This window comes from Ruegeria sp. AG1 (genome assembly GCF_056541705.1).
In genome coordinates, this window is the sequence record NZ_JBQFYU010000012.1 from 1 (window position 1) to 20443 (window position 20443).

The 20443-nt window shown below is 57.5% G+C and carries 21 protein-coding genes; 10 read left to right on the forward strand and 11 right to left on the reverse strand.

Translation table 11 applies throughout. The features are described 5' to 3' along the window. Positions 1-354: 354 nt before the first annotated feature. The 3 genes from ACR0B5_RS17450 to ACR0B5_RS17460 form a co-directional block, all read right to left on the reverse strand. Positions 355-669: a DUF1244 domain-containing protein gene (locus tag ACR0B5_RS17450; protein ID WP_480542186.1), complete on the reverse strand. Its 315-nt coding sequence runs from the start codon at positions 667-669 to the stop codon at positions 355-357. Positions 670-745: 76 nt separating this feature from the next. Beyond that, positions 746-985 carry a DUF6868 family protein gene (locus tag ACR0B5_RS17455; protein ID WP_480542188.1) on the reverse strand — a complete coding sequence of 80 codons (240 nt, stop codon included), beginning with the start codon at positions 983-985 and terminating at the stop codon, positions 746-748. A gap of 61 nt (positions 986-1046) precedes the next feature. Next, the gene (locus ACR0B5_RS17460; protein WP_480542190.1) at positions 1047-1784 is read right to left on the reverse strand and encodes an N-formylglutamate amidohydrolase; all 738 of its coding nucleotides are present in this window, start codon (positions 1782-1784) and stop codon (positions 1047-1049) included. 127 nt (positions 1785-1911) lie between these two features. Here ACR0B5_RS17460 and pyk point away from each other — a divergent pair, with 127 nt between their 5' ends. From pyk to rplT, 5 genes are all read left to right on the forward strand, one after another. Next, positions 1912-3357: a pyruvate kinase gene (pyk, locus tag ACR0B5_RS17465; RefSeq protein WP_170475104.1), complete on the forward strand. Its 1446-nt coding sequence runs from the start codon at positions 1912-1914 to the stop codon at positions 3355-3357. Positions 3358-3602: 245 nt separating this feature from the next. Further along, positions 3603-4040 carry a universal stress protein gene (locus ACR0B5_RS17470; protein ID WP_170380993.1) on the forward strand — a complete coding sequence of 146 codons (438 nt, stop codon included), beginning with the start codon at positions 3603-3605 and terminating at the stop codon, positions 4038-4040. A gap of 14 nt (positions 4041-4054) precedes the next feature. Beyond that, entirely contained in the window at positions 4055-5605 is a 1551-nt protein-coding gene (locus ACR0B5_RS17475) for an alanine/glycine:cation symporter family protein (RefSeq protein WP_170380992.1), read from the forward strand. A gap of 181 nt (positions 5606-5786) precedes the next feature. Beyond that, entirely contained in the window at positions 5787-5987 is a 201-nt protein-coding gene (gene rpmI, locus ACR0B5_RS17480) for a 50S ribosomal protein L35 (protein ID WP_010443552.1), read from the forward strand. Positions 5988-6001: 14 nt separating this feature from the next. Next, positions 6002-6367 (forward strand): 50S ribosomal protein L20, encoded by a 366-nt coding sequence (rplT, locus tag ACR0B5_RS17485; protein WP_008756009.1) that lies wholly within the window; start codon positions 6002-6004, stop codon positions 6365-6367. 91 nt (positions 6368-6458) lie between these two features. Here the strand turns inward: rplT and ACR0B5_RS17490 are convergent, their stop codons facing one another. Further along, positions 6459-7277, reverse strand: coding sequence for a DUF2189 domain-containing protein (locus tag ACR0B5_RS17490; protein WP_480542192.1), 819 nt, complete (start codon positions 7275-7277; stop codon positions 6459-6461). A gap of 142 nt (positions 7278-7419) precedes the next feature. Beyond that, positions 7420-8811, reverse strand: coding sequence for an aminotransferase family protein (locus ACR0B5_RS17495; RefSeq protein ID WP_170693406.1), 1392 nt, complete (start codon positions 8809-8811; stop codon positions 7420-7422). 224 nt (positions 8812-9035) lie between these two features. Here ACR0B5_RS17495 and ACR0B5_RS17500 point away from each other — a divergent pair, with 224 nt between their 5' ends. Continuing rightward, positions 9036-10664, forward strand: coding sequence for an acyl-CoA synthetase (locus tag ACR0B5_RS17500; protein ID WP_480542194.1), 1629 nt, complete (start codon positions 9036-9038; stop codon positions 10662-10664). On the opposite strand, the gene ACR0B5_RS17505 is transcribed toward ACR0B5_RS17500, so the two are convergent. From ACR0B5_RS17505 to hmgA, 4 genes are all read right to left on the reverse strand, one after another. Beyond that, positions 10661-10996 (reverse strand): DOPA 4,5-dioxygenase family protein, encoded by a 336-nt coding sequence (locus ACR0B5_RS17505; RefSeq protein WP_480542196.1) that lies wholly within the window; start codon positions 10994-10996, stop codon positions 10661-10663. The genes ACR0B5_RS17500 and ACR0B5_RS17505 overlap by 4 nt on opposite strands. 90 nt (positions 10997-11086) lie before the next feature. Then, positions 11087-12343, reverse strand: coding sequence for a fumarylacetoacetase (gene fahA / locus ACR0B5_RS17510; protein WP_480542198.1), 1257 nt, complete (start codon positions 12341-12343; stop codon positions 11087-11089). Positions 12344-12363: 20 nt separating this feature from the next. After that, positions 12364-12987, reverse strand: a complete 624-nt coding sequence (locus ACR0B5_RS17515; protein WP_170693397.1) for a LysE family translocator — start codon at positions 12985-12987, stop codon at positions 12364-12366. 6 nt (positions 12988-12993) lie between these two features. Beyond that, a complete protein-coding gene (hmgA, locus tag ACR0B5_RS17520; RefSeq protein WP_480542200.1) occupies positions 12994-14349 on the reverse strand; it encodes a homogentisate 1,2-dioxygenase in 1356 nt (451 codons plus the stop codon). 57 nt (positions 14350-14406) lie between these two features. Here hmgA and ACR0B5_RS17525 point away from each other — a divergent pair, with 57 nt between their 5' ends. The 3 genes from ACR0B5_RS17525 (at position 14407) to ACR0B5_RS17535 (ending at position 17586) form a co-directional block, all read left to right on the forward strand. After that, on the forward strand, positions 14407-14847 hold the full coding sequence (locus tag ACR0B5_RS17525; protein ID WP_170474298.1) for a MarR family transcriptional regulator: 441 nt from the start codon (positions 14407-14409) through the stop codon (positions 14845-14847). Between the two features lie 59 nt (positions 14848-14906). Continuing rightward, positions 14907-16163 carry an adenylate/guanylate cyclase domain-containing protein gene (locus ACR0B5_RS17530; protein WP_480542202.1) on the forward strand — a complete coding sequence of 419 codons (1257 nt, stop codon included), beginning with the start codon at positions 14907-14909 and terminating at the stop codon, positions 16161-16163. Positions 16164-16245: 82 nt separating this feature from the next. Continuing rightward, positions 16246-17586, forward strand: a complete 1341-nt coding sequence (locus ACR0B5_RS17535) for a serine hydrolase domain-containing protein (RefSeq protein WP_480542204.1) — start codon at positions 16246-16248, stop codon at positions 17584-17586. Positions 17587-17746: 160 nt separating this feature from the next. On the opposite strand, the gene ACR0B5_RS17540 is transcribed toward ACR0B5_RS17535, so the two are convergent. Further along, positions 17747-18682, reverse strand: coding sequence for a hydrogen peroxide-inducible genes activator (locus ACR0B5_RS17540; protein ID WP_480542206.1), 936 nt, complete (start codon positions 18680-18682; stop codon positions 17747-17749). A gap of 123 nt (positions 18683-18805) precedes the next feature. On the opposite strand from ACR0B5_RS17540, the gene ACR0B5_RS17545 reads away from it, so the two are divergent. Next, a complete protein-coding gene (locus ACR0B5_RS17545; RefSeq protein ID WP_480542208.1) occupies positions 18806-19492 on the forward strand; it encodes a GNAT family N-acetyltransferase in 687 nt (228 codons plus the stop codon). A 56-nt stretch (positions 19493-19548) separates the two neighbouring features. Here the strand turns inward: ACR0B5_RS17545 and ACR0B5_RS17550 are convergent, their stop codons facing one another. Continuing rightward, positions 19549-20358, reverse strand: coding sequence for a division plane positioning ATPase MipZ (locus ACR0B5_RS17550; protein ID WP_170463159.1), 810 nt, complete (start codon positions 20356-20358; stop codon positions 19549-19551). Positions 20359-20443: the final 85 nt, after the last annotated feature.

The window sequence follows — 20443 nt, forward strand, 5'->3', positions numbered from 1 at the left end:
CGTCAGAAAATCCAAAACAGCCCGTTCAGACTACAATTGATCCCCGGATCAATTGCTTAACGTCCTAACCTCGTCAGCCTCATAACCTAAAGGTCGTAGATCCAAATCCTAACCCCAAAACCAATACTCTAACTCAGATATCAAGCACTTAGCCTCGCACCACGCGAGGCTTTTCGGTTCCAGAAACACCGCTGGAAGCACTGTGAATTCAACACGAGCGGCGATCTTGTTCTTCAGGCTACTAAGTATCACCTAAACTCAGAGACCGTGTGCACGCATCACAGCGTGCTTTTGGGTGCTGCTGTACAGGACTAGGTCATCAGTCTGCGTTGTCGGCTCGTTGGACTTAGGGCCTTAGTCCCTTTTCGTAACATTTTCCTCAAATGCGATCTTGAAGGCGGCCTGTTTATCGGGGCTGGCTTCGGTCTGGTAGTTGGCTTTCCATTCATCCATGGTCATGCCGTAGAAGATCTGACGGGCTTCGTCTTTGCCCATCTCAATGCCTTTTTCTTTGGCCGCTTCCTGATACCAGCGTGACAGACAGTTGCGGCAGAACCCGGCCAAGTTCATCATGTCGATATTCTGAACGTCGGTGCGATCTTCCATCAAGTGCTTTTGCAGCCGACGGTATGCTGCGGCTTGAAGTTCGATTTCGGTTTGCTTGTCCATGGTCTGGCTCCGAAGAATTGGATGGGGTCTGTTTCCGAATTAACGCTCTGATGTGCGTGTTTCAACTGAATCAGCGTTAGGCCAGTTTCAAGACCAGCCACGGAATGATGAAGAAAATCAGCGTGAGGATTTTGTAGTTTGCTAGATACCGAAAATAGGCACGCTTTACATCAGGCCGTTCCATTTGGAACATTCTGGCATGAACCCCTGCAATCCAATCCTGCAACAGCACAATCATAACGGTTGTGAACAGCAAAACAGCGATGTTCAGTATCGCCATCCAGCCAAAAACACTTGTCAGCAACTCTTGGGTCATGGTCGCCTCCTTCCCAGCCTCCAATGTGGGGGCTGAAGGTGCAGCTCACAATGGTGTGCGATCAAAGGCCGCTGTCTGTTAGCGCATCCTGTAAGATCACTGCTAGCCTTTCGGCCCAGGATCGCTGCCCTGCGTGATCTGCGATCAGGTCATTGCGAAGCTCGATCAATGCATTTGGTCGACCGTGCGAGGTGCAATGCGTGTCGATGGCGTCGCCGGGCAGAACGCCGGTATAGGGCTCATTCACGCCGACGCACAGATCGTCTTCGGCCTTCAAGCGGTTGATCAGAGGGCGTGAGAAGCGCTCATCCGGGGTGTGCAGAACGCCTACATGCCAAGGGCGTGGTTCCCGACCGCGGAGTTGGCGGGTGAAAGAGTGCATAGACACGATCACCGCATGGGGCAGGGCGGCCAGCCGCCCAAGCGCGTCGTGATAAGGGCGATAGCACATGTCCAAACGCCGCTCACGCTCGGCCGCATCAGCGTGGCGATTGCCGGGAATGATCGAACCGTCATAGAGCTTCATCAGCAGGGTCGGGTCATCCTCACCTCGGTTCGGATCAATCACTAGGCGCGAGAAATTGGCTGCGATGACCGGCGCGTTCAGGATCTCGCCCAGATGTTTCGAGACCTCGTAGGCGCCGACATCATAGGCGATGTGGCGTTCCATATCTTCGCGCGGCAATCCCAGATCCCCGCCATTTGTTTCGGGAGGGACGGTGTTGGTCGCATGATCGCAGGTGATCAGCCATCGGGACGGGCGATCCTCGCCATGGATAAAAAACGGAGTGTATGTCATGTGCCTGTCATCAAGTTTGCGGCAGGTGTATGGCAGTTGCTTCCAAAAGGGAATTGCGCAATAACCACCCACATACTGTTTGCGGTAACATTGCCGCATCACCGAGGGATTGAGGAGAGCGAAACCAGTGCGACGCCTTAGAAATGTAAAAATCGTGGCGACGCTGGGACCGGCGTCCAATGACTATGACACCATCCGGGCCTTGCATGAGGCCGGGGCCGACGTCTTTCGCCTGAACATGAGCCATGGCAGCCATGACGAGATCCGCGAACGGCATCGCATCATTCGTCAGGTGGAAAAGGATCTGGACAGCCCGATCGCGATCCTGGCCGATCTTCAAGGCCCGAAGCTGCGTGTTGGGGTTTTTGCCAATGATGCGGAAGAACTGGTCGAGGGTGCCGCGTTCCGGCTGGACCTCGACCCCGAGGCCGGAGACATCAACCGTGTTTGCCTTCCACACCCCGAGATTTTTGCAGCGCTCGAACCCGGCGCGCGGCTGCTGGTCAATGACGGCAAGATCCGTCTGACCGTGCAGGATTGCGGCCAGGACTTCGCCAATTGCACTGTCGAAGTCGGCGGGACGATCTCGAACCGCAAGGGTGTGAACGTGCCTGATGTGCTGCTGCCACTGGCAGCCTTGTCGGCCAAGGATCGCGATGATCTGGAGTTTGTGTGCCAATTGGGAGTGGATTGGCTGGCGCTCAGCTTTGTACAGCGGGCCAAAGACGTGTTCGAGGCGCGCGCGCTGGCGGATGGACGAGCGTCGATCCTGTCGAAGATCGAAAAGCCCGCGGCGGTTGAGGCGTTTGACGATATCCTCGACGCATCAGACGGGATCATGGTGGCCCGTGGTGATCTGGGCGTTGAGCTGCCGGTTTCGGCTGTGCCTCCGATCCAGAAACGCCTGGTTCGCAAGTGTCGTGGCGCAGCCAAGCCGGTGATCGTCGCGACCCAGATGCTGGAGAGCATGATCGAAAGCCCGATGCCAACCCGCGCCGAGGTCTCGGACGTTGCGACCGCGATCTACGAAGGCACGGATGCCATCATGCTCAGCGCGGAATCTGCGGCAGGTTCGTACCCGATCGAGGCCGTGCAGACCATGAACAAGGTCGCTATCGAGGTCGAAGCCGACCCGACCTACACCCAGATCATCGCGGCCTCGCGTACTGCCAAAGGGTCGACCATCGCGGACGGTATCGTGGCAGCCGCGCGCGAGATCGCGGAAAAGACCGACATCAAAGCGATCTGTTGTTTCACCCAAAGCGGCACCACTGCGCTGTTGACTGCGCGCGAACGTCCCGGTGTGCCGATTATCGCCATGACGCCGGCGACGGGAACCGCCCGCCGTCTGTGCCTGAGCTGGGGTTGTCACTGTGTGATGACGCCCGAACTTGAGAGGTTCAAAGGGGCCGTGGTCAATGCGGCCCGCGCCGCGCGCGCAGGGGGCTTCGCCGCCGAGAGCGATCAGATCGTTGTTACCGCAGGCGTTCCGTTCAATGTCCCCGGAACCACCAATATTCTGCGTATTGCCCCTTGTGACGAGCGTCTGATCTACAACACCGATCCGGGATGAGTTCGCCCGGATTTCAGGAAGGATCATATTGAGAACTCTCAAGCCGCCTAATTTTTAGGCGGCTTTTCTTGTTTGTTTTCAAGAGGAAGATGCCCGTAGGGTTGTATTCAGCAAAAATGCCTCTGTTTTTTGGTGATTTTGCCGGATACTGAACCTTAGGGCGATCATCTCAGATAGTTCCAGGTTCCGGTCGCCCTACCGGGGGCACGGGTCCCGGTCAAACCAGAAAAAAACGGAGGAACGTCATGACAACAAAGATTGTCATTGGACTGGACGGGACAGAAACCGGAGAGCGCGCTATCGCCTTTGCTAAGGATTTGGCCGGGCGGATTGGCTCATGCGAAATGCTGGTTGTTTATGTCATCGAATGGTCCCCTTTCACTTTCCAAACACCGGAAGAAAACGCCCAACGGCACAAGCGGCGCGAGGAAGAGGTCGAATTGGCCACCTCGCGGATCATTGCCCCTACGGTTGAGGCGCTAAAGGCCGATGGGTTCGAAGCGCACGGCATCGTGCGCCATGGCGACGTGGCCGAGACGCTGAACGCGATCACGGTTGAAAACGGCGGTACGCAGATCATCGTTGGCCGCGCCTCGGCGGATGGGTTTAAGAAACGGCTGTTTGGAAGCTCGACTCAGAATCTGGTCATGCATGCCGACGTGCCTGTCACGGTCGTGAACTGAGCGGAGGGATTAGGATGAATATGCTTCAAAAATTGGGCCTTGGTGCGACCATGGCTCTGATGTCTGGCCCCGCTTTCGCGCAAGAGGCGCCCGGTCTGGACGAGAAGATCAATCAGGCTTTCGCGGATTTTACCGGCCCCTTCGTTAGCTTTATCTTCGCGCCGTTTCCGGGCACTGGATTCCCATGGATCGTGGGGTGGCTGGTCGTCGCGGCCACAGTGTTTTCGCTCTATTTTGCCTTTGTGCAATTCCGATTCTTCGGACACTCGATCAGCTTGGTTAAAGGCGATTACTCCGACCCCAATGACGCGGGTGAGGTCAGCCATTTTCAGGCCCTTGCCACCGCTTTGTCGGGGACCGTTGGTCTTGGGAACATCGCCGGTGTGGCGGTTGCCATCGGGATCGGTGGACCGGGTGCCACGTTCTGGATGATCGTCGCGGGCCTGCTGGGCATGGCGTCGAAATTCACCGAATGTACGTTGGGTGTGAAATACCGCAACGAATATGAAGATGGCACCGTCTCAGGCGGCCCGATGTATTACATGTCCAAGGGCTTTGCCGAGCTGGGTTTGCCGGGGGGCAAGATCCTGGCGGTGCTGTTTTCGATCTTCTGTATCCTTGGCGCATTGGGCGGGGGCAACATGTTCCAGGCCAATCAGGCGCACCAGCAGATTGCCGGGATTGTCGGAGATTATCCGGGTTGGATCACAGGTCTGGTCTTTGCGGGCATCGTCTTTGCGGTGATCGTTGGTGGCCTAAAATCCATTGCGCGCGTGACCGAAAAGGTCGTGCCGTTCATGGGTGTCATGTACGTGCTGGCGGCGCTGGTCATCATCCTGATGCATGCAGACCAGATCGGCTGGGCCTTCGGTCAGATCTTCGCAGGTGCATTTACCGGCCTCGGCGTTGCTGGCGGTATGGTCGGTGCGCTGATCCAGGGCTTCCGTCGTGCGGCGTTCTCGAACGAAGCGGGTGTGGGTTCCGCAGCGATTGCGCACTCAGCCGTACGGACCAAAGAACCGATCACCGAGGGCTTTGTCTCGCTGCTTGAGCCGTTCATCGACACGGTTGTGATCTGTACAATGACTGCGCTGGTGATCATCATCACCCAGCAGCTGATCGTTGATCCGGCAACCGGCAACTACATGCTGAACGAAGCGGGCAATGCGATTGCAACGGTCGACGGCAATACCGGCGTCAGCCTGACCTCGGCGGCCTTCGGCAGCGCGTTCAGCTGGTTCCCGTTCATTCTGGCGATTGCCGTGGTTCTGTTTGCCTTCTCGACCATGATCAGCTGGTCCTACTATGGCCTCAAAGCCTGGACCTATCTGTTCGGCGAAGGCCACACCAAAGAGTTGGTCTTCAAGATCATCTTCTGCATCTTCGTTGTCATCGGTGCTGCCGCCAACCTTGGCCCGGTCATCGATTTCTCGGATGCGGCGATCTTTGCGATGGCGGTTGTGAACGTCTTTGCACTCTACTTCCTGATGAAAGTGGTGCGTCAGGAGCTGGCGTCCTACTCCGAACGTCTGAAGAGCGGCGAAATCCGCAAATTCAGCCACTAAACACTTCACCGGGGCGGCCCTGTGCCGCCCCGGTGCCAAGGCCGCTGCGAAAAGCGCAGATTCTGGGCCAAACCCCCTTGCCAGTATGACCGAACTTGCGTAAACGGCGCATCTGATTGCGTGACCGGCCGAGATGGCATGCCGAGTCGCGTTTAGTACCGAACCCTGAAAGGAGACGGAAATGCCTAAGATGAAGACCAAGTCGAGCGCTAAGAAGCGCTTCAAGGTGACTGCGACCGGTAAGGTCCTTGCTGGCCAGGCCGGCAAACGGCACGGCATGATCAAGCGGACCAAAAAGTTCATCCGCGATGCCCGTGGCAACACCACCCTGTCCGCCCCCGACGCCAAGATCGTCAAGGGCTACATGCCCTACGACCGCTAAGAGGAGATTAAGAGATGTCCCGCGTTAAAGGTGGAACCGTAACTCACGCCCGTCACAAGAAGGTCATCAAGGCCGCCAAAGGTTACTATGGCCGCCGCAAGAGCACCTTCAAAGTTGCCCGTCAGGCCGTAGACAAGGCCAACCAGTATGCAACCCGCGACCGCAAGAACCGCAAGCGCAACTTCCGCGCTCTGTGGATCCAGCGTATCAACGCTGCAGTCCGTTCGCATGACGAGGCTCTGACATATTCCCGCTTTATCAACGGCCTGAACCTGGCCGGTATCGAAGTGGACCGCAAAGTTCTGGCAGACCTGGCCGTACACGAACCGGAAGCGTTCGGTGCGATCGTCGCCAAAGCTCAGGCCGCTCTGGCTGCCTGATCTCTGAAAAGAGAGACAGTGAACAAAGGGCCGTCCCATTTGGGGCGGTCCTTTTTGTTTCTGATGTGCCTGTCCCTTAAAGGAGTCCCGTTCAGTCCTCGGCCGGAGGAACGGCGCGCTGATACAGGTGCCACGTGGTGTGACCAAGGATCGGTAGGATGAAGATCAGGCCCAAGAATGCCGGGATCAGCGAGAGCAGCATGGTTACCGAGATGATCGCGGCCCAACCCAGCATCACCACCGGGTTCTCGGTGACGACTCGGATCGAGGTCAGCATGGCTGATACGAAGTTGGTCTCTCGGTCAAGAAGCAGCGGCATTGCGACAACGGTGACCGAAAACAGCACGGCCGACAGGCCCGCGCCGATAAAGGTGCCAATGGCCAGAAACGTCCAGCCTTCGGGCGTGAAGAAGACGGTGTTCAGAAATCCGTCAAAGTCCGAGAAGGACGCATTCTGCAGGATGATCGCCAACCAAAGGCGTACCTGATAGACCCACACCCAGAATATAAACAGGGTGACAAAGGCCATCCAGCCCATCTCGCGTTTGCGTTGATTGGCCATCACCGTCAGGATATCGGACCAGCCGAACTGTTCCCCGCTCTGCAATCGTCGGGACATTTCATAGAGCCCGGCAGCGGCAAAGGGCGCGACCAGTGGAAAGCCCACAATGGCCGGAATGATCATCCAGACCTTGCCGAGCCAGATCAGGCACCACACAAAGACAAGGCCAAAAACGGCGTAGAACAGGCCGAAAAACCCGCTCATGACAGGGCGGGCAAGAAAGTCTGCCAGGCCCGCCTTCAGTGAGTCCTTGATGTCCTGCGCACTTACTGTGTTTACCTTGAGCGCTGCGCCTTGTGGCGATGCCATATCGCCCGATGGTTCCGAGTCTGAGGTTTTGGGTGTCATGGTACACTCCTCTGCATGCAAGTCTGCGCCGGTTAAAACGCAAGAGCAAGAGGTGTGTCTGATCGTCTGGTTCGCAAAAAATTTTGCGGCCCGGAGGAAGGGAAACCGGCGCAGGAACGCCCGGTTTCCCGTTTTTCATTCTCTAGCCGAACACGCGCCCCAGCGCGCCGTCGACCGCATCGGTGATCTGGTCGATATCATCCGCCGTCGCGATCAGAGCGGGCGAGAAGCACAGCGTGTTGTTGCGACCCGGCAGCGAGCGGTTGGTCGCGCCGATTATGACACCCTGCGCCATGCAGTCTGCCACAACGGCCTGTACCTTCTTTTCGTCCATCGGTTCACGTGTGGAGCGGTCCGCAACCAGTTCGGCACCCAGGAACAGGCCTTTGCCACGCACATCGCCGATGACCTTATGCTTCTCCATCAGCGCTTGCAGGTTACCCATCATGCGATCGCCCATGTCGACGCAGTTGCCCAGCAGGTTCTCATCCTCGATGATGCGCATATTCTCGATCGCCGCGGCCGGACCAGCGGTGCAGCCGCCGAAGGTCGAGATGTCACGGAAATAGTTCATCGGATCCGCCGCGTCGTCTTTGAACATGTCAAAGACCTCTTCGGTGGTGACCAGACAGGCGATGGCCGCATAGCCCGAGGCAACGCCTTTGGCCATGGTGACAAAGTCAGGCTTCACGCCATACTGTTGGTAGCCAAACCAGGTACCCGTGCGACCGACGCCGCACACAACCTCATCAATATGCAGCAGCACGTCGTACTTCTTGCAGATCTCCTGAACGCGCTGCCAGTAGCCTTCGGGTGCTTCGATCACACCGCCACCTGCGGTCACAGGTTCAAGGCACAGCGCGCCAACGGTATCTGGCCCTTCGCGCAGGATGACCTCTTCGATCTGGTCGGCGGCCCACTCGCCAAAGTTTTCCTCCGGCGCGCCGTTCAGTTCGTGCTTGCGGTATTCCATGCAATGGGGAACACGTACGAAATCCGGAGCAAACGGGCCGTATTGCGCGTTGCGCTCATCCTGACCGCCGGCTGACATCGCCGCCAGAGTCGAGCCGTGATAGTCGCGGTCACGATACAGGATTTTGGTCTTCTTGCCGCCATAGCGCTTGTGCGCGATCTGACGGATCATCTTGAAGGCTTTCTCGTTCGCCTCGGAGCCTGAGTTTGTGTAGTAAACGCGGCTCATGCCCGGCATCTTTTCGATCAGCTTTTCCGCGAAGATAGAACCGGGAATCGACCCTGCCGAATTCGCAAAATAGCAGAGCTTCATCAGCTGGTCATAGACCGCCTTGCAGATGGATTCGCGGCCGTAGCCGACGTTCACCGTCCAGACGCCGCCAGAGACCGCATCCAGATGCTCTTTGCCCTTCTGGTCCCAGACACGCATGCCTTTGCCTTCGACAATGATGCGGGGATCGTTTGTTTCAAAGGGTTTATGCTGGATCAGGTGGTGCCAGATATGGGCGCGGTCGGCCTCGACCACGCGGGAAAGATCGTTTTCGTTGAACGTGCCGTCCATGACATGTCCTTTCAGTCTGATGCGGTGTGCAGATTGTGGGATCGGTCCCACGATAGCAAGTAATTGCGATGGCCCAGATCACCGCGAATGGGGTCGCGAATATAGGGCCAGATGTCATCATAGCGTATCGCCAGAGCCCCGCCAGTTGTCGTATTTCTACAAGATGGTCACAGCCTTGTGTTTATGGTCATGTGGCGACACACGCGAATTGGGAGGGTTGGCGGATGCAAGCAGCCAATATGTATGAGCGTCATCTGGATAAGAACCGTGCGAATTACACGCCGCTATCCCCGCTCAGCTTCATTGAACGGACGGCGGCGGTGTACCCCGGCTATCCGTCCGTCGTCTATGGAGGCCGCCGCTACAGCTGGGCGCAGACCTATGAGCGCTGCCGCCGTCTTGCCAGCGCCCTGACGGCCCGTGGGGTGGGCAAGGGCGATACCGTCTCGATCATCGCCGCCAACATCCCCGAGCTCTATGAGGCCCATTTCGGTATTCCCATGGCCGGCGCTGTTCTGAACGCGATCAACACGCGCCTCGACGCGCCGATCATCGCCTTCATCCTTAACCACGCCGAGGCCAAGGTGCTGTTGGTCGACCCCGAGTTTTCCGCCGTCGTCAAAGAGGCGCTGCCGCAGGTCGATCATGACCTTCTGGTGATCGATATCGAAGATCCTAGCTTTGATGGTGGCGAACGCCTTGGCAGCCTGACCTATGACGCCCTGCTGAACGAAGGCGATCCGGAGTTCGATTGGTATCTGCCCGCGGATGAGTGGGATGCGATTACGCTAAACTATACCTCTGGCACGACCGGCAACCCCAAAGGCGTGGTCTATCATCACCGGGGCGCGGCCCTTAACGCGCAGTCCGATCTGCTGGATTGGGGTATGCCTAAGCACTCGGTCTATTTGTGGACCCTGCCGATGTTCCACTGCAATGGCTGGTGTTTCCCCTGGGCCATGGCGCTGAATGCCGGGGTCTCGGTCTGCTTGCGTGCGGTTCGGGCCGAGCCGATCTACGCCGCCTTCCGAGAGGAGAAAGTCACCCATTTCTGTGGCGCGCCCATCGTTCTGAATATGCTGGCGCATGCTCCTGACCACCTGAAAGATTTCGACCACCAAATCAAGGTAATGACCGCAGGTGCCCCGCCACCCGCCGCTGTAATCGAAGCGATGGAGGGAATGGGCGTCGAGGTGACCCATGTCTACGGCCTGACAGAGACCTACGGCCCTTCAGTCGTCTGCGCATGGAAGGATGAATGGAACCAGAAGGACCAAGCCGAACGGGCCGCCCTCAAGGTGCGTCAGGGCGTGCGCTATTCGGCGCTCTCGGGCCTGATGGTGGCCGATCCCGAAACGCTGGAGCCTGTGCCCGCCGATGGCGAAACCATGGGAGAGATCTTCATGCAGGGCAATGTGGTAATGAAAGGCTACCTCAAGAACCCCGATGCCACCGAAAAGGCGTTCAACGGCGGTTGGTTTGCCTCGGGCGATCTGGGGGTGATGTACCCTGATGGCTATGTCGCGCTGAAGGACCGATCCAAGGACATCATCATCTCGGGCGGTGAGAATATCTCATCCGTTGAGGTTGAAGGTGTCCTCTATAAGCACCCTGCCGTTATGGAGGCCGCAGTGGTTGCCCGCCCGGATGAGAAATGGGGTGAAACCCCCTGCGCTTTCGTTGAACTAAAGCCAGAGGCCAGCGCGACCGAAGCCGATCTGATTGCGTTCTGCCGGGACAACATGGCCCATTTCAAAGCGCCCAAGACCGTGGTGTTCGGGACTTTGCCCAAGACATCCACCGGCAAGGTTCAGAAATTCGTGCTGCGGGATCAGGCGCGGGCGTTGGGCTAGACCTTGTCGAAAATTGACAGGTCCAGATCCAAAAGCTCTCCCATCCACAAGGCGTGATCCCGGTGGTCGGCCAGGTGATCGCCAGTTTCAGCATGGGTGAAGATCGTCAGGCCCTGTCGGTTGAGCATCAACCACGGAATGACCTGATCGAATGCGTCGGCGGCAAAGCCCAGCTGGCAGCTCCACCTCGGATGCGGGCCAACCGGGCGCGCGTGCATGCGCCCCATCTGGACCGGAAAGAGGCGGGCGGCCTCTTCGCAGATGTGTTGCGCTAAATCCTGTGTGTCAGCGTCGAAATAGACATGGGCGTGATAGCCGGTGATCTCAGACATCGGGGGCCTCATTGCTTGGATGCAACCAACCTAGGCGGTCTTGGTCCTCAATCCTACCAACACCGGCACACAGGTGCTGTGCGGCATGGCTCAGGGTTTGAGAGGGTCTTCCAGCGCCGTTAGCACAGTGCCATGGCATGTCCCGAACCCGATTGTATAGCCATCCCCCTGCGCAGAGCCGGACAGGGTGAGCGTGTCTCCGTCTTCAAGGAAGCTGCGGGACTCACCAGTCTCAAGACTCAAGGGATCTTTGCCGCCCCAGCTGAGTTCCAGGAGTGAACCTCGGGTATCGCGCGTCGGCCCGGAAATCGTGCCGGAACCCAGCAGATCACCGGTGTTCATCGGGCAGCCTGAGCTGGCGTGATGGGCCAGTTGTTGCGCGGCGGAATAGTACATCTCGCTGTAGTTCGTGCGGGTGATTGTGGTTGCCGCCTGTCCTTCGGGGGCCAGCGTCACCTCAAGCGAAAGGTCATAGAGCATCGGGCCACAATCCTTCAGGTGATCCAGCAACTCGAATTCCCGCTCGGGTGTGTCGCAGCGGAAGGGCTCCAGCGCAGGTTTGGTCACGATCCACGGGCTGATCGAAGTTGCCGTGGCCTTGGCTTGGAATGGGCCAAGAGGCTGATACTCCCACGCTTGAATATCCCGGGCGGACCAGTCGTTCAGCAACACGTAGCCGAAGATATGATCATCAGCCTGCTGCACCGAGATCGGGCCGTCGGACGGAGTGCCAACGATTGCACCCAACTCAAGCTCAAAGTCGAAGCGGCGGCTGGGCAGGAAGGCGGGTTTGTCCTGATCGGGCGACTTCAGCTGACCCCACGGGCGGCGGATATCCGTACCCGACACCACGACCGAGGATGCCCGGCCATTATATCCAATGGGAATATGAAGCCAGTTCCGTGGAAGCGCGTTTTCGGGGTCCCGGAACATCGAACCCACGTTAAAGGCGTGATGCCGACCAGCGTAGAAATCGGTGTATTCGCTGACCTCGAAGGGCATGTGCATGACAACCGCGCTTTGCGGCACCAGCAGAAGCTCCACCGTCTCTTGCTCCGCCGTGCCTTCGGACAAAAGCGCCGTCAGGCGTTCTCGCAGGGCGGCCCAGACGGCGGGGCCTTGCTCCATCAGTGGGTTCCAAAAGGGCAGGTCAAATAGCGGCTCATCGGTCAGGGTGATGAGTCCTTCGGCCTCGGCTGCGGTGACGTCGAGGATCATATCGCCGATGGCAACGCCGCATCTGGGTTCTTCGTCGCCAAGGGCAAACACTCCGTAGGGTAGGTTGTTCAGCGGAAATGGATGGGTCACATCATTGGCTGAGGCGACCCAGGATTTCAGCAAAGGCATCTTTTGATCCTTGTCTTGGTTTATTGAGCGTCTCGCAGGGACTTCAGCCCCAGCAGAACGGCAGCCAGAATCATGAACCCGCCACCCGCGCGATCCAGCCAGAGCCGCGCAGACCCTTTGAGCCGCGTTGCTAACCAACTGGCGCTTGCTCCGTAGGCGGTCAGAAACAACCCGTCCAGGGTCAGATAGGTGGCCGAGAGGATCGCGAATTGCGGCCAGAAGGGCAGCGCGCCGTCAATGAACAGGGGAAACAGTGCGGCAAAGAACACTACTGCTTTGGGATTGGCGGCTGAGGTTATAAAGCCCTGCATCCACAAGGTTTTGCGGCTGGTCAGCTGTGCGGTTTGCGCTGTTTGAGGTTTGGCTTTGACAATCGCTTTGACACCGAGAAAGACCAAATAGGCGACGCCCAGCCATTTGATCACAGTCAGCGCTGTGCCCGAGGCTGCAATAATCGCGGCAAGCCCGAGACCCGCCGCCAACATCTGCAACAGGTTCGCCGTCAGATCGCCAGCAGCCGTGAACACGCCCCGGCGCAGCCCGTTGGTGGCCGAGTTCGACAGCATCAGAAGCTGGCTTGGTCCTGGAGTGCTCATCAGCAGCAGGACGGTGGCGACATAGGTGATCCAGATATCAAAGCTCATGGCAGGTTATTTCCTTCCCGGTGTCCCATCGAACTTTTTCTCAAGCGAGGACCAGCAGTCAATATAGTCGTCCTGCAAGGGGGCCTCGGTTGCGGCGAAGGCGGTCAGATGCTGTGGGAAGCGGGTTTCGAACATGAAGGACATGGTGTGATCCAGCTTGTCCGGCCCCAGATTGGCGTTTGAGGCTTTTTCGAACGCTTCGCGATCCGGACCATGCGGGATCATCATGTTGTGCAGGCTCATGCCGCCCGGAACAAAGCCCTGAGGTTTGGCGTCATACTGGCCGTAGATATTGCCCATCAGCTCGGACATGATGTTCTTGTGGTACCATGGCGGGCGGAAGGTGTCTTCGGCCACCATCCAACGCTCGCGGAACAGGACGAAGTCGATATTGGCTGTACCTGGCTGGCCCGAAGGCGCTGTCAGGACGGTAAAAATCGATGGATCCGGGTGGTCGAACAAGATTGCGCCGACCGGGCAATAGGTGCGAAGGTCATATTTGTAGGGCGCATAGTTGCCGTGCCAGGCCACCACGTCCAGCGGGCTATGACCGATCTGAGTGACGTGGAACTGCCCGCACCATTTGATCGTCACGGTCGAAGGCACCTCTCGGTCCTCGAATGCCGCGACAGGTGCTTTGAAGTCGCGCGGATTGGCCATGCAATTGGCACCGATCGGTCCGCGGCCCGGCAGTTCGAATTTCTGCCCGTAATTCTCACAGACAAATCCGCGCGCCGGACCTTCCAGCACTTCAACACGGTAGAGCAACCCGCGCGGCAGGATCGCGATTTCCTGTGGCTCCAGATCAATGATCCCCAGCTCGGTCACAAAGCGCAGGCGGCCGTCTTGCGGCACCACCAGAAGCTCGGAGTCGGCTGAGAAGAAATAGTCATCCACCATCGAGTCGGTGACCAGATAGACATGGCTGGCCATGCCGACCTGCGTGTTCACATCCCCCGCCGTTGTCATGGTGCGCATACCGGTCAGCCAGGTCAAAGAGGCGTCAGAATGCGGAACCGGGTCCCAGCGATACTGACCAAGGCTGATCACATCCGGGTCGATACAGGGCGCGGACTTCCAGTAGGGCAGGTCAATTTTCTCATAGCGATGCGAATGCTTGACCGAAGGGCGAATGCGGTAGCACCACGTCCGCTCGGGTGGATTCGCGGTGAAGGCCGTGCCGCTGAGCTGTTCGCCATAGAGGCCATAGTTGCAGCGCTGCGGGCTGTTCATGCCCTGCGGCAACGCGCCAGGCAGCGCCTCGGTCTCAAAGTCATTGCCGAAGCCAGGCATATAGCCGGGATGCGTTCCTACAGGTGTGACAGCCTGCGTCAGACTATGCGGTTCAGCCTTGTTGGACATCGTGAACTCCTCGGTTTTCTGCTTGTGAATTATTAGTTGTTTTTGTAACTAACAAGCATGTCCCAAGAAAAAGATGATTTTGATCTGCAGAATTTTTTGCCGTTCCTGTTGAATCAGGCAGCTGAAGCAGCCTCATTGGAGTTTCAGCGCCTCTACAAAGAACGCTATGGCATGCTGCGCAGCGAATGGCGGGTGCTGTTCCATCTGGGTGTCTTCGGCACTCTGACCGCGAAAGAGATTGGCAAGCGCGCGAAACTGCACAAAACCAAGATCAGCCGCGCGGTTCATAGGCTGGAACAAAGCCGCTACCTCAAGCGCACAAGGGATGAGGACGACCGAAGGGTTGAATGGCTGACACTGACACCTGCCGGTCAGACCGTCTATCGTGAACTGAGCGGTATAGCTGAGCGCTATGACGCGAAACTGGCGGGCGCATTCTCGGAAGAAGAGGCCGCCATGCTGAGGAAAATGCTGCGGCGACTAGCAGGGATGGCATAAGGTCTAGTAATTTCCATGACGCGGCCCACATTCAGGGCAGTACTTTGGCGGACAATTCCATGACCTCTTCTGATCCCATCTTTGATCTAATCGACTGGCTTGTTTCGAAAGGGCTTGAAGGGGCTGGTCAGGAAGAATTGCTAGACGGCTTTTGCAACCGCCTGATTGATCTGGGCCTTCCGCTGATGCGATTCCACGCGGCGCAGTCGACGCTGCATCCGCTTTATGGCGGCACTGGCTATAGCTGGTATCGGGATTCCGGCGGGGAATCCGAGCGGTTCGCAAACACCGACACCCCAAGCGAAGTCTGGCAACGCAGCCCTCTCTATGCGCTTTTGCATGAGGACATGGATGACCTTCGCGTTCGACTGGTTGATCAGAACGAACCCAGCCGTTTCCCCTTGTTGAATGACCTGCGAGAGATCGGAGCGACGGATTACTACGCAACGGGCGTGTCGTTTGAACGCTCCGAACAGGTGCGTCCGGCGGGTGAGAAAAAGATCGGTGACGGAGTGCTGATGTCCTGGACCAGCGACGCTCCCACCGGTTTTGATGACAGCGATCTGGGGAAAATCCATGTAGCTCTGCCGCATCTTGGGCTTGCGTTGAAATCCGCCAAGAACCAGACCATGGCCAAGGATCTGATGCGCGTCTACCTTGGACGCGATGCGGGGCGGCGTGTCCTATCTGGCGAAATCCGTCGCGGTTCGTTGCAACAGATTGATGCGGTAATCTGGAATTTCGACCTCGAAGGCTTCACCACCCTGTCCGAGGATATGCCGGGTCACGAGATCATCGACATGCTGAACGACTATCTGGCCGTTGCCGTGGGCGTGGTACACGACAATGGTGGCAACATCCTAAAATTCATGGGTGACGGGCTGATGGCCATGTTCGACGTGGGAGAGAGCGATGCCGATGCCCGCGCGGCTCTCGCCGCCGTCGCCATGCTGCAAAGCCGGATGGAAGAGCTGAACGCGCAAAGACAGGCGAATGGGCTGAGGGTGGCGAATTTCACTCTGGCGCTACATTCGGGTGAGATCCTCTATGGCAATATCGGATCAGAAACTCGGCTGGATTTCACGGTGATTGGTCCTGCGGTCAATCAGGCGGCCCGGATTGCCGGGATGCATCGGTCGTTGGGCCAGAGGATTCTCGTCTCCGACGACGTCGCCCGCGCCGCACAACCTTGCAGCCAGGAACTGATTTCGGTCGGGCGCTACATGTTGCGCGGTGTGAACGAACCGAAAGAGCTGTTTACGATCTACAGCCCCACGCAGGTCTCGGAAGAGACAGAGGTTAAGAACGCAACGTAACGGTGGCGTGGCTCGTGCCGTGGTGAAACCTTCTGGTCAAATGGGAAAAAAGGGGCGGGCCGTCTAGGCCCGAAGGGTGCGCATGTTCGGGAAGGTTCTAAAATACGCGGTTGGGACGTTGGCGCTGGCTGTTGTCGCAGCAGGCGGCTACCTATGGATCGCGCCTCCGGATCTGTTGAAAGTGGGCACCAACTACTCGGCCAAGATCGTTTGTTCGAACGTATTCCTGGCCGGGCGCGACGCAGAGACTGTGCTGCAAAGCGATGTGCAGGCGCCGGGGCATCCGTTGCTGAAGCAGGTTTCGGTCAGCGTCGACGAAAAGGGCCAATCGGTTGAGGCGCGGATGTTTGGCTTCTTCGCTCTGGCCACATCCCAGTATCGGCCCGGTTTGGGATGCACCAATGTTCATATGGCACAGCTGGCAGATCACACATTGCCCGAACCCACGCCCGTACCCAACGGTCTTTGGCCGCATGGAAATGAGGTGGTTCTGTCCGAGAACGCCGCGCTGGCCGAAGTATTGTCGGACCCGTCCATGCTGGGAGAAGGCTACCGTGCTGTCGTGGTGGTCAAAGACGGGCGCATCTTAGCCGAGGCCTATGCTGATGGCTTTAGTGCCGAAACCCCCTTGTTGGGATGGTCCATGACCAAAACGATCACCGCAGGGTTGATTGGTACGTTGATCCAATCGGGCGACATGGCGCTGGGCGATGATCTGACGGATATCTTCCCCGATTGGGCCCGCGACTCGCGCGGCAACATCACGGTCGAGGACATGCTAGCCATGTCCAGCGGTCTGCAATGGGATGAGGAATATGGCGACGTCTCGGACGTAACGCGGATGCTGTATCTCAAGGATGATATGGTCGGGTTCGCCGCAGGACGCCCCGCAGCCTATCCCACCGCGACCGAGTTCAGCTATTCCTCGGGCACGTCCACAGTTCTGTCGCGGGTGTGGCAGGGCCAGCTTGAAGAGGGCGACCTCGGCTACCCGCGCACAGCACTATTCGACCCTCTGGGCATGCACTCAGCTGTGATGGAGACCGATGGGGCAGATACATTCGTGGGTTCAAGCTACATGTACGCCACCGCGCGCGACTGGGCGCGCTTTGGGCAGTTTCTGCTGCAAGGCGGTGTTTGGAAAGGGCAACAGATCCTGCCCGAAGGCTACACCGATTGGATGTTTGAACCTGTCGCAATCTCGGACGGAGCTTATGCCAAAGGGCATATGTGGCTGGACGGCCCACGTGGTGAGCCGCAATTCGAGGACACCGTCTGGCTGCAGGGCCATGACGGCCAATCCGTCGGCATTTTTCCTTCGCAAGATATGGTCGTAGTGCGTTTGGGGCTGACGCCGTCACGGTTGGGATATTCGCCATTGCCTTTGGCCAAGGCTCTTATCGCGGCTGTGGGCGACGGCTGAGTTGCTGCAGCGTACGGACGGCTGTCGCAGGTTTTCCTCTTGCGCAAACCTGTTGCGTCGATCTCTGAAAAGAGATGCCAGCGCGGATTGGCCAAAATCGGGCTGCTATCCTGAAGAAGAAGCACTTGCTCGCAGGCAAATCGGTCCGATCGCACTCCTTCTAGCCTTCGATGCTGACCAGCCCCGAAAACTCTTTTCTCGCGACACTTAGAATAATCTCCGAAAGGAAGGCGAACGTCTTGTGATGGCCGCTGGATTTTCGCCAAACCAGACCGATGGACCTGTTCAACCGTCCCGGGCGATAGGGCACCAGAACTACATCTCCGCCGACCTCTGGAATTTCAGATGCGGCGTAGAGTGACGGAAGGAAGGACACGCCGATATTCATTGCTGTCATCTGCCGAATTGCGTCAAGACTTGTACCCTCGTAGTCGTAAAGGAGGTTGGCCCCCAAGCTATTGGCGAGGTCTGCAACTTGGTTGTGAAGCGTGAATCGACGAGAGAGAGCCAGAATGTTCTCACCCTTCAGATCTTCGTCATTGGCTATTTCTTTTTGGGCGAGACGGTGATTTCGGGCCACCGCAAGTTTCAGAGGTTCCCGAAGCAGGCGTAGGATTGTGACGTCTGACGAGCTCACCGGCAGTTGCGTCAAAATGAAATCATGTACCCCGCTTAGGAGCCCTTGCAACAGCTCGGATGGTGCCCCATCTCGCACCATCAGTTTTAGGCTCGGGTGGTTTTCGTGCAGGTGGTGAAAAACACGTGGCAAAAGGTACGGGCCGAGGGTTGGTGAAGATCCTAGTCGGAACGTGCCCGCAAGCTCGGATTTCATCCGGCCGGATGTCTCTTGCAGCAAAGCGACCTCTGACAAGATGCTCCGGGTTTTTTCCAGTACTTCGCGCCCCTCTGGTGTCAGCACAGCTCCGGCTCTGCCGCGCTCGACCAGTTTCAGTTCAAGCGCGGCTTCGAGATTGGCAATCTGCAGGCTGAGAGACGGCTGGCTGATGCCTATCCGTTCAGCGGCTTTTCTGTAGTGACCAGTTTCGGCCAGCGCTCGAAAGTAAGCCAGTTGTTTTAGCGTCAGTTGCAATTCCATTGATAGGTTTTTCCAATCAAACATTCTAACACAATAGGCTATTATATTGGACCGAAACAACCATCATTACCATGTGGCCTATTTCAGAGCGCTTGTTTTTGGTGCGTTTGCTCGGAGGATTTCATGAATATTCAAAACGAATTCGCTAGAACTGATGGCGTCCGCGCGTTGCGAGACTCAATCCAATTGCCAACTTCGCGTTCGCAGGGTGTCCTTTCGAAGGGCGAAATTGACTGGTGCAAGATGCGCGGCATTGAATTGGCATATGATCCTGTGCAAATCGGATGGGTGCCTCTGCTTTGTGAGGATGACATATCTGAAACCTCCAGCCGGCCTCAATCTCAGCAAATTCAGTTGCGCCCCTGGCAGGCGCGGGATGCAGATGACTATGTTGCCATGCTCTCGTCAGAACGCTTGTGGCAATATTTACCCGACCGATACCCGGGCCCAATCAGCGAGGATGACGCGCGACAGTTGATCGAGTTGACGGGTGAAGACCATCACGAAGTCTTGGCCGCTTCGATAGACGACACTGTCATCGGACAAGCCCGAATGCTGAGAGTGGGACAAGACAGCGCCGAAATTAGCTATTGGATCGGCGAGCAGCATTGGGGCAAAGGGTATGCCAGCTCCATCGTAGCGCAATTCTGCACACAGTGCTTGCGTCTAAACCCTGAGATTAGTCGGCTTTTTGCGGTTGTGCACGAGAGCAATATTGCGTCCCAATCGATCCTCAAGAAGTGCCGCTTTGCCGAGATCTCTCGAGACTCTGTCTGGATAACATTCGATCGCTACCGCCGCGCGTCTTAGGCTGTAGTGCCCGATTGGGGTTGCCAGGTCTGGCGAGTAAGCGGTTCAAATAGCGCTTAGAAGTCGATCTCGACGCCGGGCAAGTTCAACTCGCGCATCATGTCGCGCAGCTCCTGACGCGCGGCGATGTTCGAGATGTTCAGCTGTTTGACGCCGATATCTTTGAGGTCCAGCAAAGTCAGGCCACGGGGAAAGAGCTCGCGGAAGATGACCCGCTCGGAAAAGCCCGAAGCGACGCGGAACCCGATGCGTTGCGACAGCATCTCGATCGCGCGTTGCATTTTTTCCTTGTTGACCATGCGCTGAGTACCCACCCGGTTGCGCACGACGACCCAGTCGATCGGTTTCAAACCAGCCTGCGCCCGTAATTGCCGCGCGTTCCAAACCATTTCGGAATAGACCGAAGGGCCGAGGATCTTCTCACCTTTGGAGTCAATCCGGGCTAGCAGGTCGAAATCAATGAAACTGTCGTTCAGTGGTGTGATCAGCGTATCGGCCAGCGAATGCGCCACTTGGCTGAGGCGGGTATGTGAGCCGGGGCAGTCGATCAGGATAAAATCGCTGTCGTTCTCAAGCTGCGAAACAGCCGCCGACAGGCGATGGTCATAGATGTTCTCACCTGGTTTCAGGGTGCTGGCGTCGATCTCGGGCAGGTCGTGGTGGCGTGGGCTGGGCAGAGTCGCTTCAGCGTTTTTCAGAAAGTTCGCCCTGTTCTCGAAATAGCGTCCCAAGCTTCGCTGCCGCAGGTCCAGATCCAGCGTGCTGACCTTGCGGCCCAGACGCGCCAGAGCGGTGGCTACATGCATGGAAACGGTCGATTTGCCTGCGCCGCCCTTTTCGTTCCCCACTACGATGATATGTGCCATGCCGTCGTTCCCAAGCCCTACCGTGTTTGTCCACACGTTGTTATGAGCCACTATATGTTGTGTCAGCGGGGAAGAAAAGAACCTC

Bases quoted from the DNA above. Each gene is read 5' to 3' on its own strand.
- ACR0B5_RS17505 (WP_480542196.1), bottom strand. From the start codon at position 10,996: ATGTCTGAGATCACCGGCTATCACGCCCATGTCTATTTCGACGCTGAC.
- ACR0B5_RS17460 (WP_480542190.1), bottom strand. From the start codon at position 1,784: ATGACATACACTCCGTTTTTTATCCATGGCGAGGATCGCCCGTCCCGA.
- fahA (WP_480542198.1), bottom strand. From the start codon at position 12,343: ATGCCTTTGCTGAAATCCTGGGTCGCCTCAGCCAATGATGTGACCCAT.
- ACR0B5_RS17545 (WP_480542208.1), top strand. From the start codon at position 18,806: ATGAATATTCAAAACGAATTCGCTAGAACTGATGGCGTCCGCGCGTTG.
- rplT (WP_008756009.1), top strand. From the start codon at position 6,002: ATGTCCCGCGTTAAAGGTGGAACCGTAACTCACGCCCGTCACAAGAAG.
- ACR0B5_RS17490 (WP_480542192.1), bottom strand. From the start codon at position 7,277: ATGACACCCAAAACCTCAGACTCGGAACCATCGGGCGATATGGCATCG.
- ACR0B5_RS17500 (WP_480542194.1), top strand. From the start codon at position 9,036: ATGCAAGCAGCCAATATGTATGAGCGTCATCTGGATAAGAACCGTGCG.
- ACR0B5_RS17530 (WP_480542202.1), top strand. From the start codon at position 14,907: ATGACCTCTTCTGATCCCATCTTTGATCTAATCGACTGGCTTGTTTCG.
- rpmI (WP_010443552.1), top strand. From the start codon at position 5,787: ATGCCTAAGATGAAGACCAAGTCGAGCGCTAAGAAGCGCTTCAAGGTG.
- ACR0B5_RS17450 (WP_480542186.1), bottom strand. From the start codon at position 669: ATGGACAAGCAAACCGAAATCGAACTTCAAGCCGCAGCATACCGTCGG.
- ACR0B5_RS17540 (WP_480542206.1), bottom strand. From the start codon at position 18,682: ATGGAATTGCAACTGACGCTAAAACAACTGGCTTACTTTCGAGCGCTG.
- ACR0B5_RS17475 (WP_170380992.1), top strand. From the start codon at position 4,055: ATGAATATGCTTCAAAAATTGGGCCTTGGTGCGACCATGGCTCTGATG.
- hmgA (WP_480542200.1), bottom strand. From the start codon at position 14,349: ATGTCCAACAAGGCTGAACCGCATAGTCTGACGCAGGCTGTCACACCT.
- ACR0B5_RS17515 (WP_170693397.1), bottom strand. From the start codon at position 12,987: ATGAGCTTTGATATCTGGATCACCTATGTCGCCACCGTCCTGCTGCTG.
- ACR0B5_RS17495 (WP_170693406.1), bottom strand. From the start codon at position 8,811: ATGGACGGCACGTTCAACGAAAACGATCTTTCCCGCGTGGTCGAGGCC.
- ACR0B5_RS17455 (WP_480542188.1), bottom strand. From the start codon at position 985: ATGACCCAAGAGTTGCTGACAAGTGTTTTTGGCTGGATGGCGATACTG.
- ACR0B5_RS17470 (WP_170380993.1), top strand. From the start codon at position 3,603: ATGACAACAAAGATTGTCATTGGACTGGACGGGACAGAAACCGGAGAG.
- ACR0B5_RS17525 (WP_170474298.1), top strand. From the start codon at position 14,407: ATGTCCCAAGAAAAAGATGATTTTGATCTGCAGAATTTTTTGCCGTTC.
- ACR0B5_RS17550 (WP_170463159.1), bottom strand. From the start codon at position 20,358: ATGGCACATATCATCGTAGTGGGGAACGAAAAGGGCGGCGCAGGCAAA.
- ACR0B5_RS17535 (WP_480542204.1), top strand. From the start codon at position 16,246: ATGTTCGGGAAGGTTCTAAAATACGCGGTTGGGACGTTGGCGCTGGCT.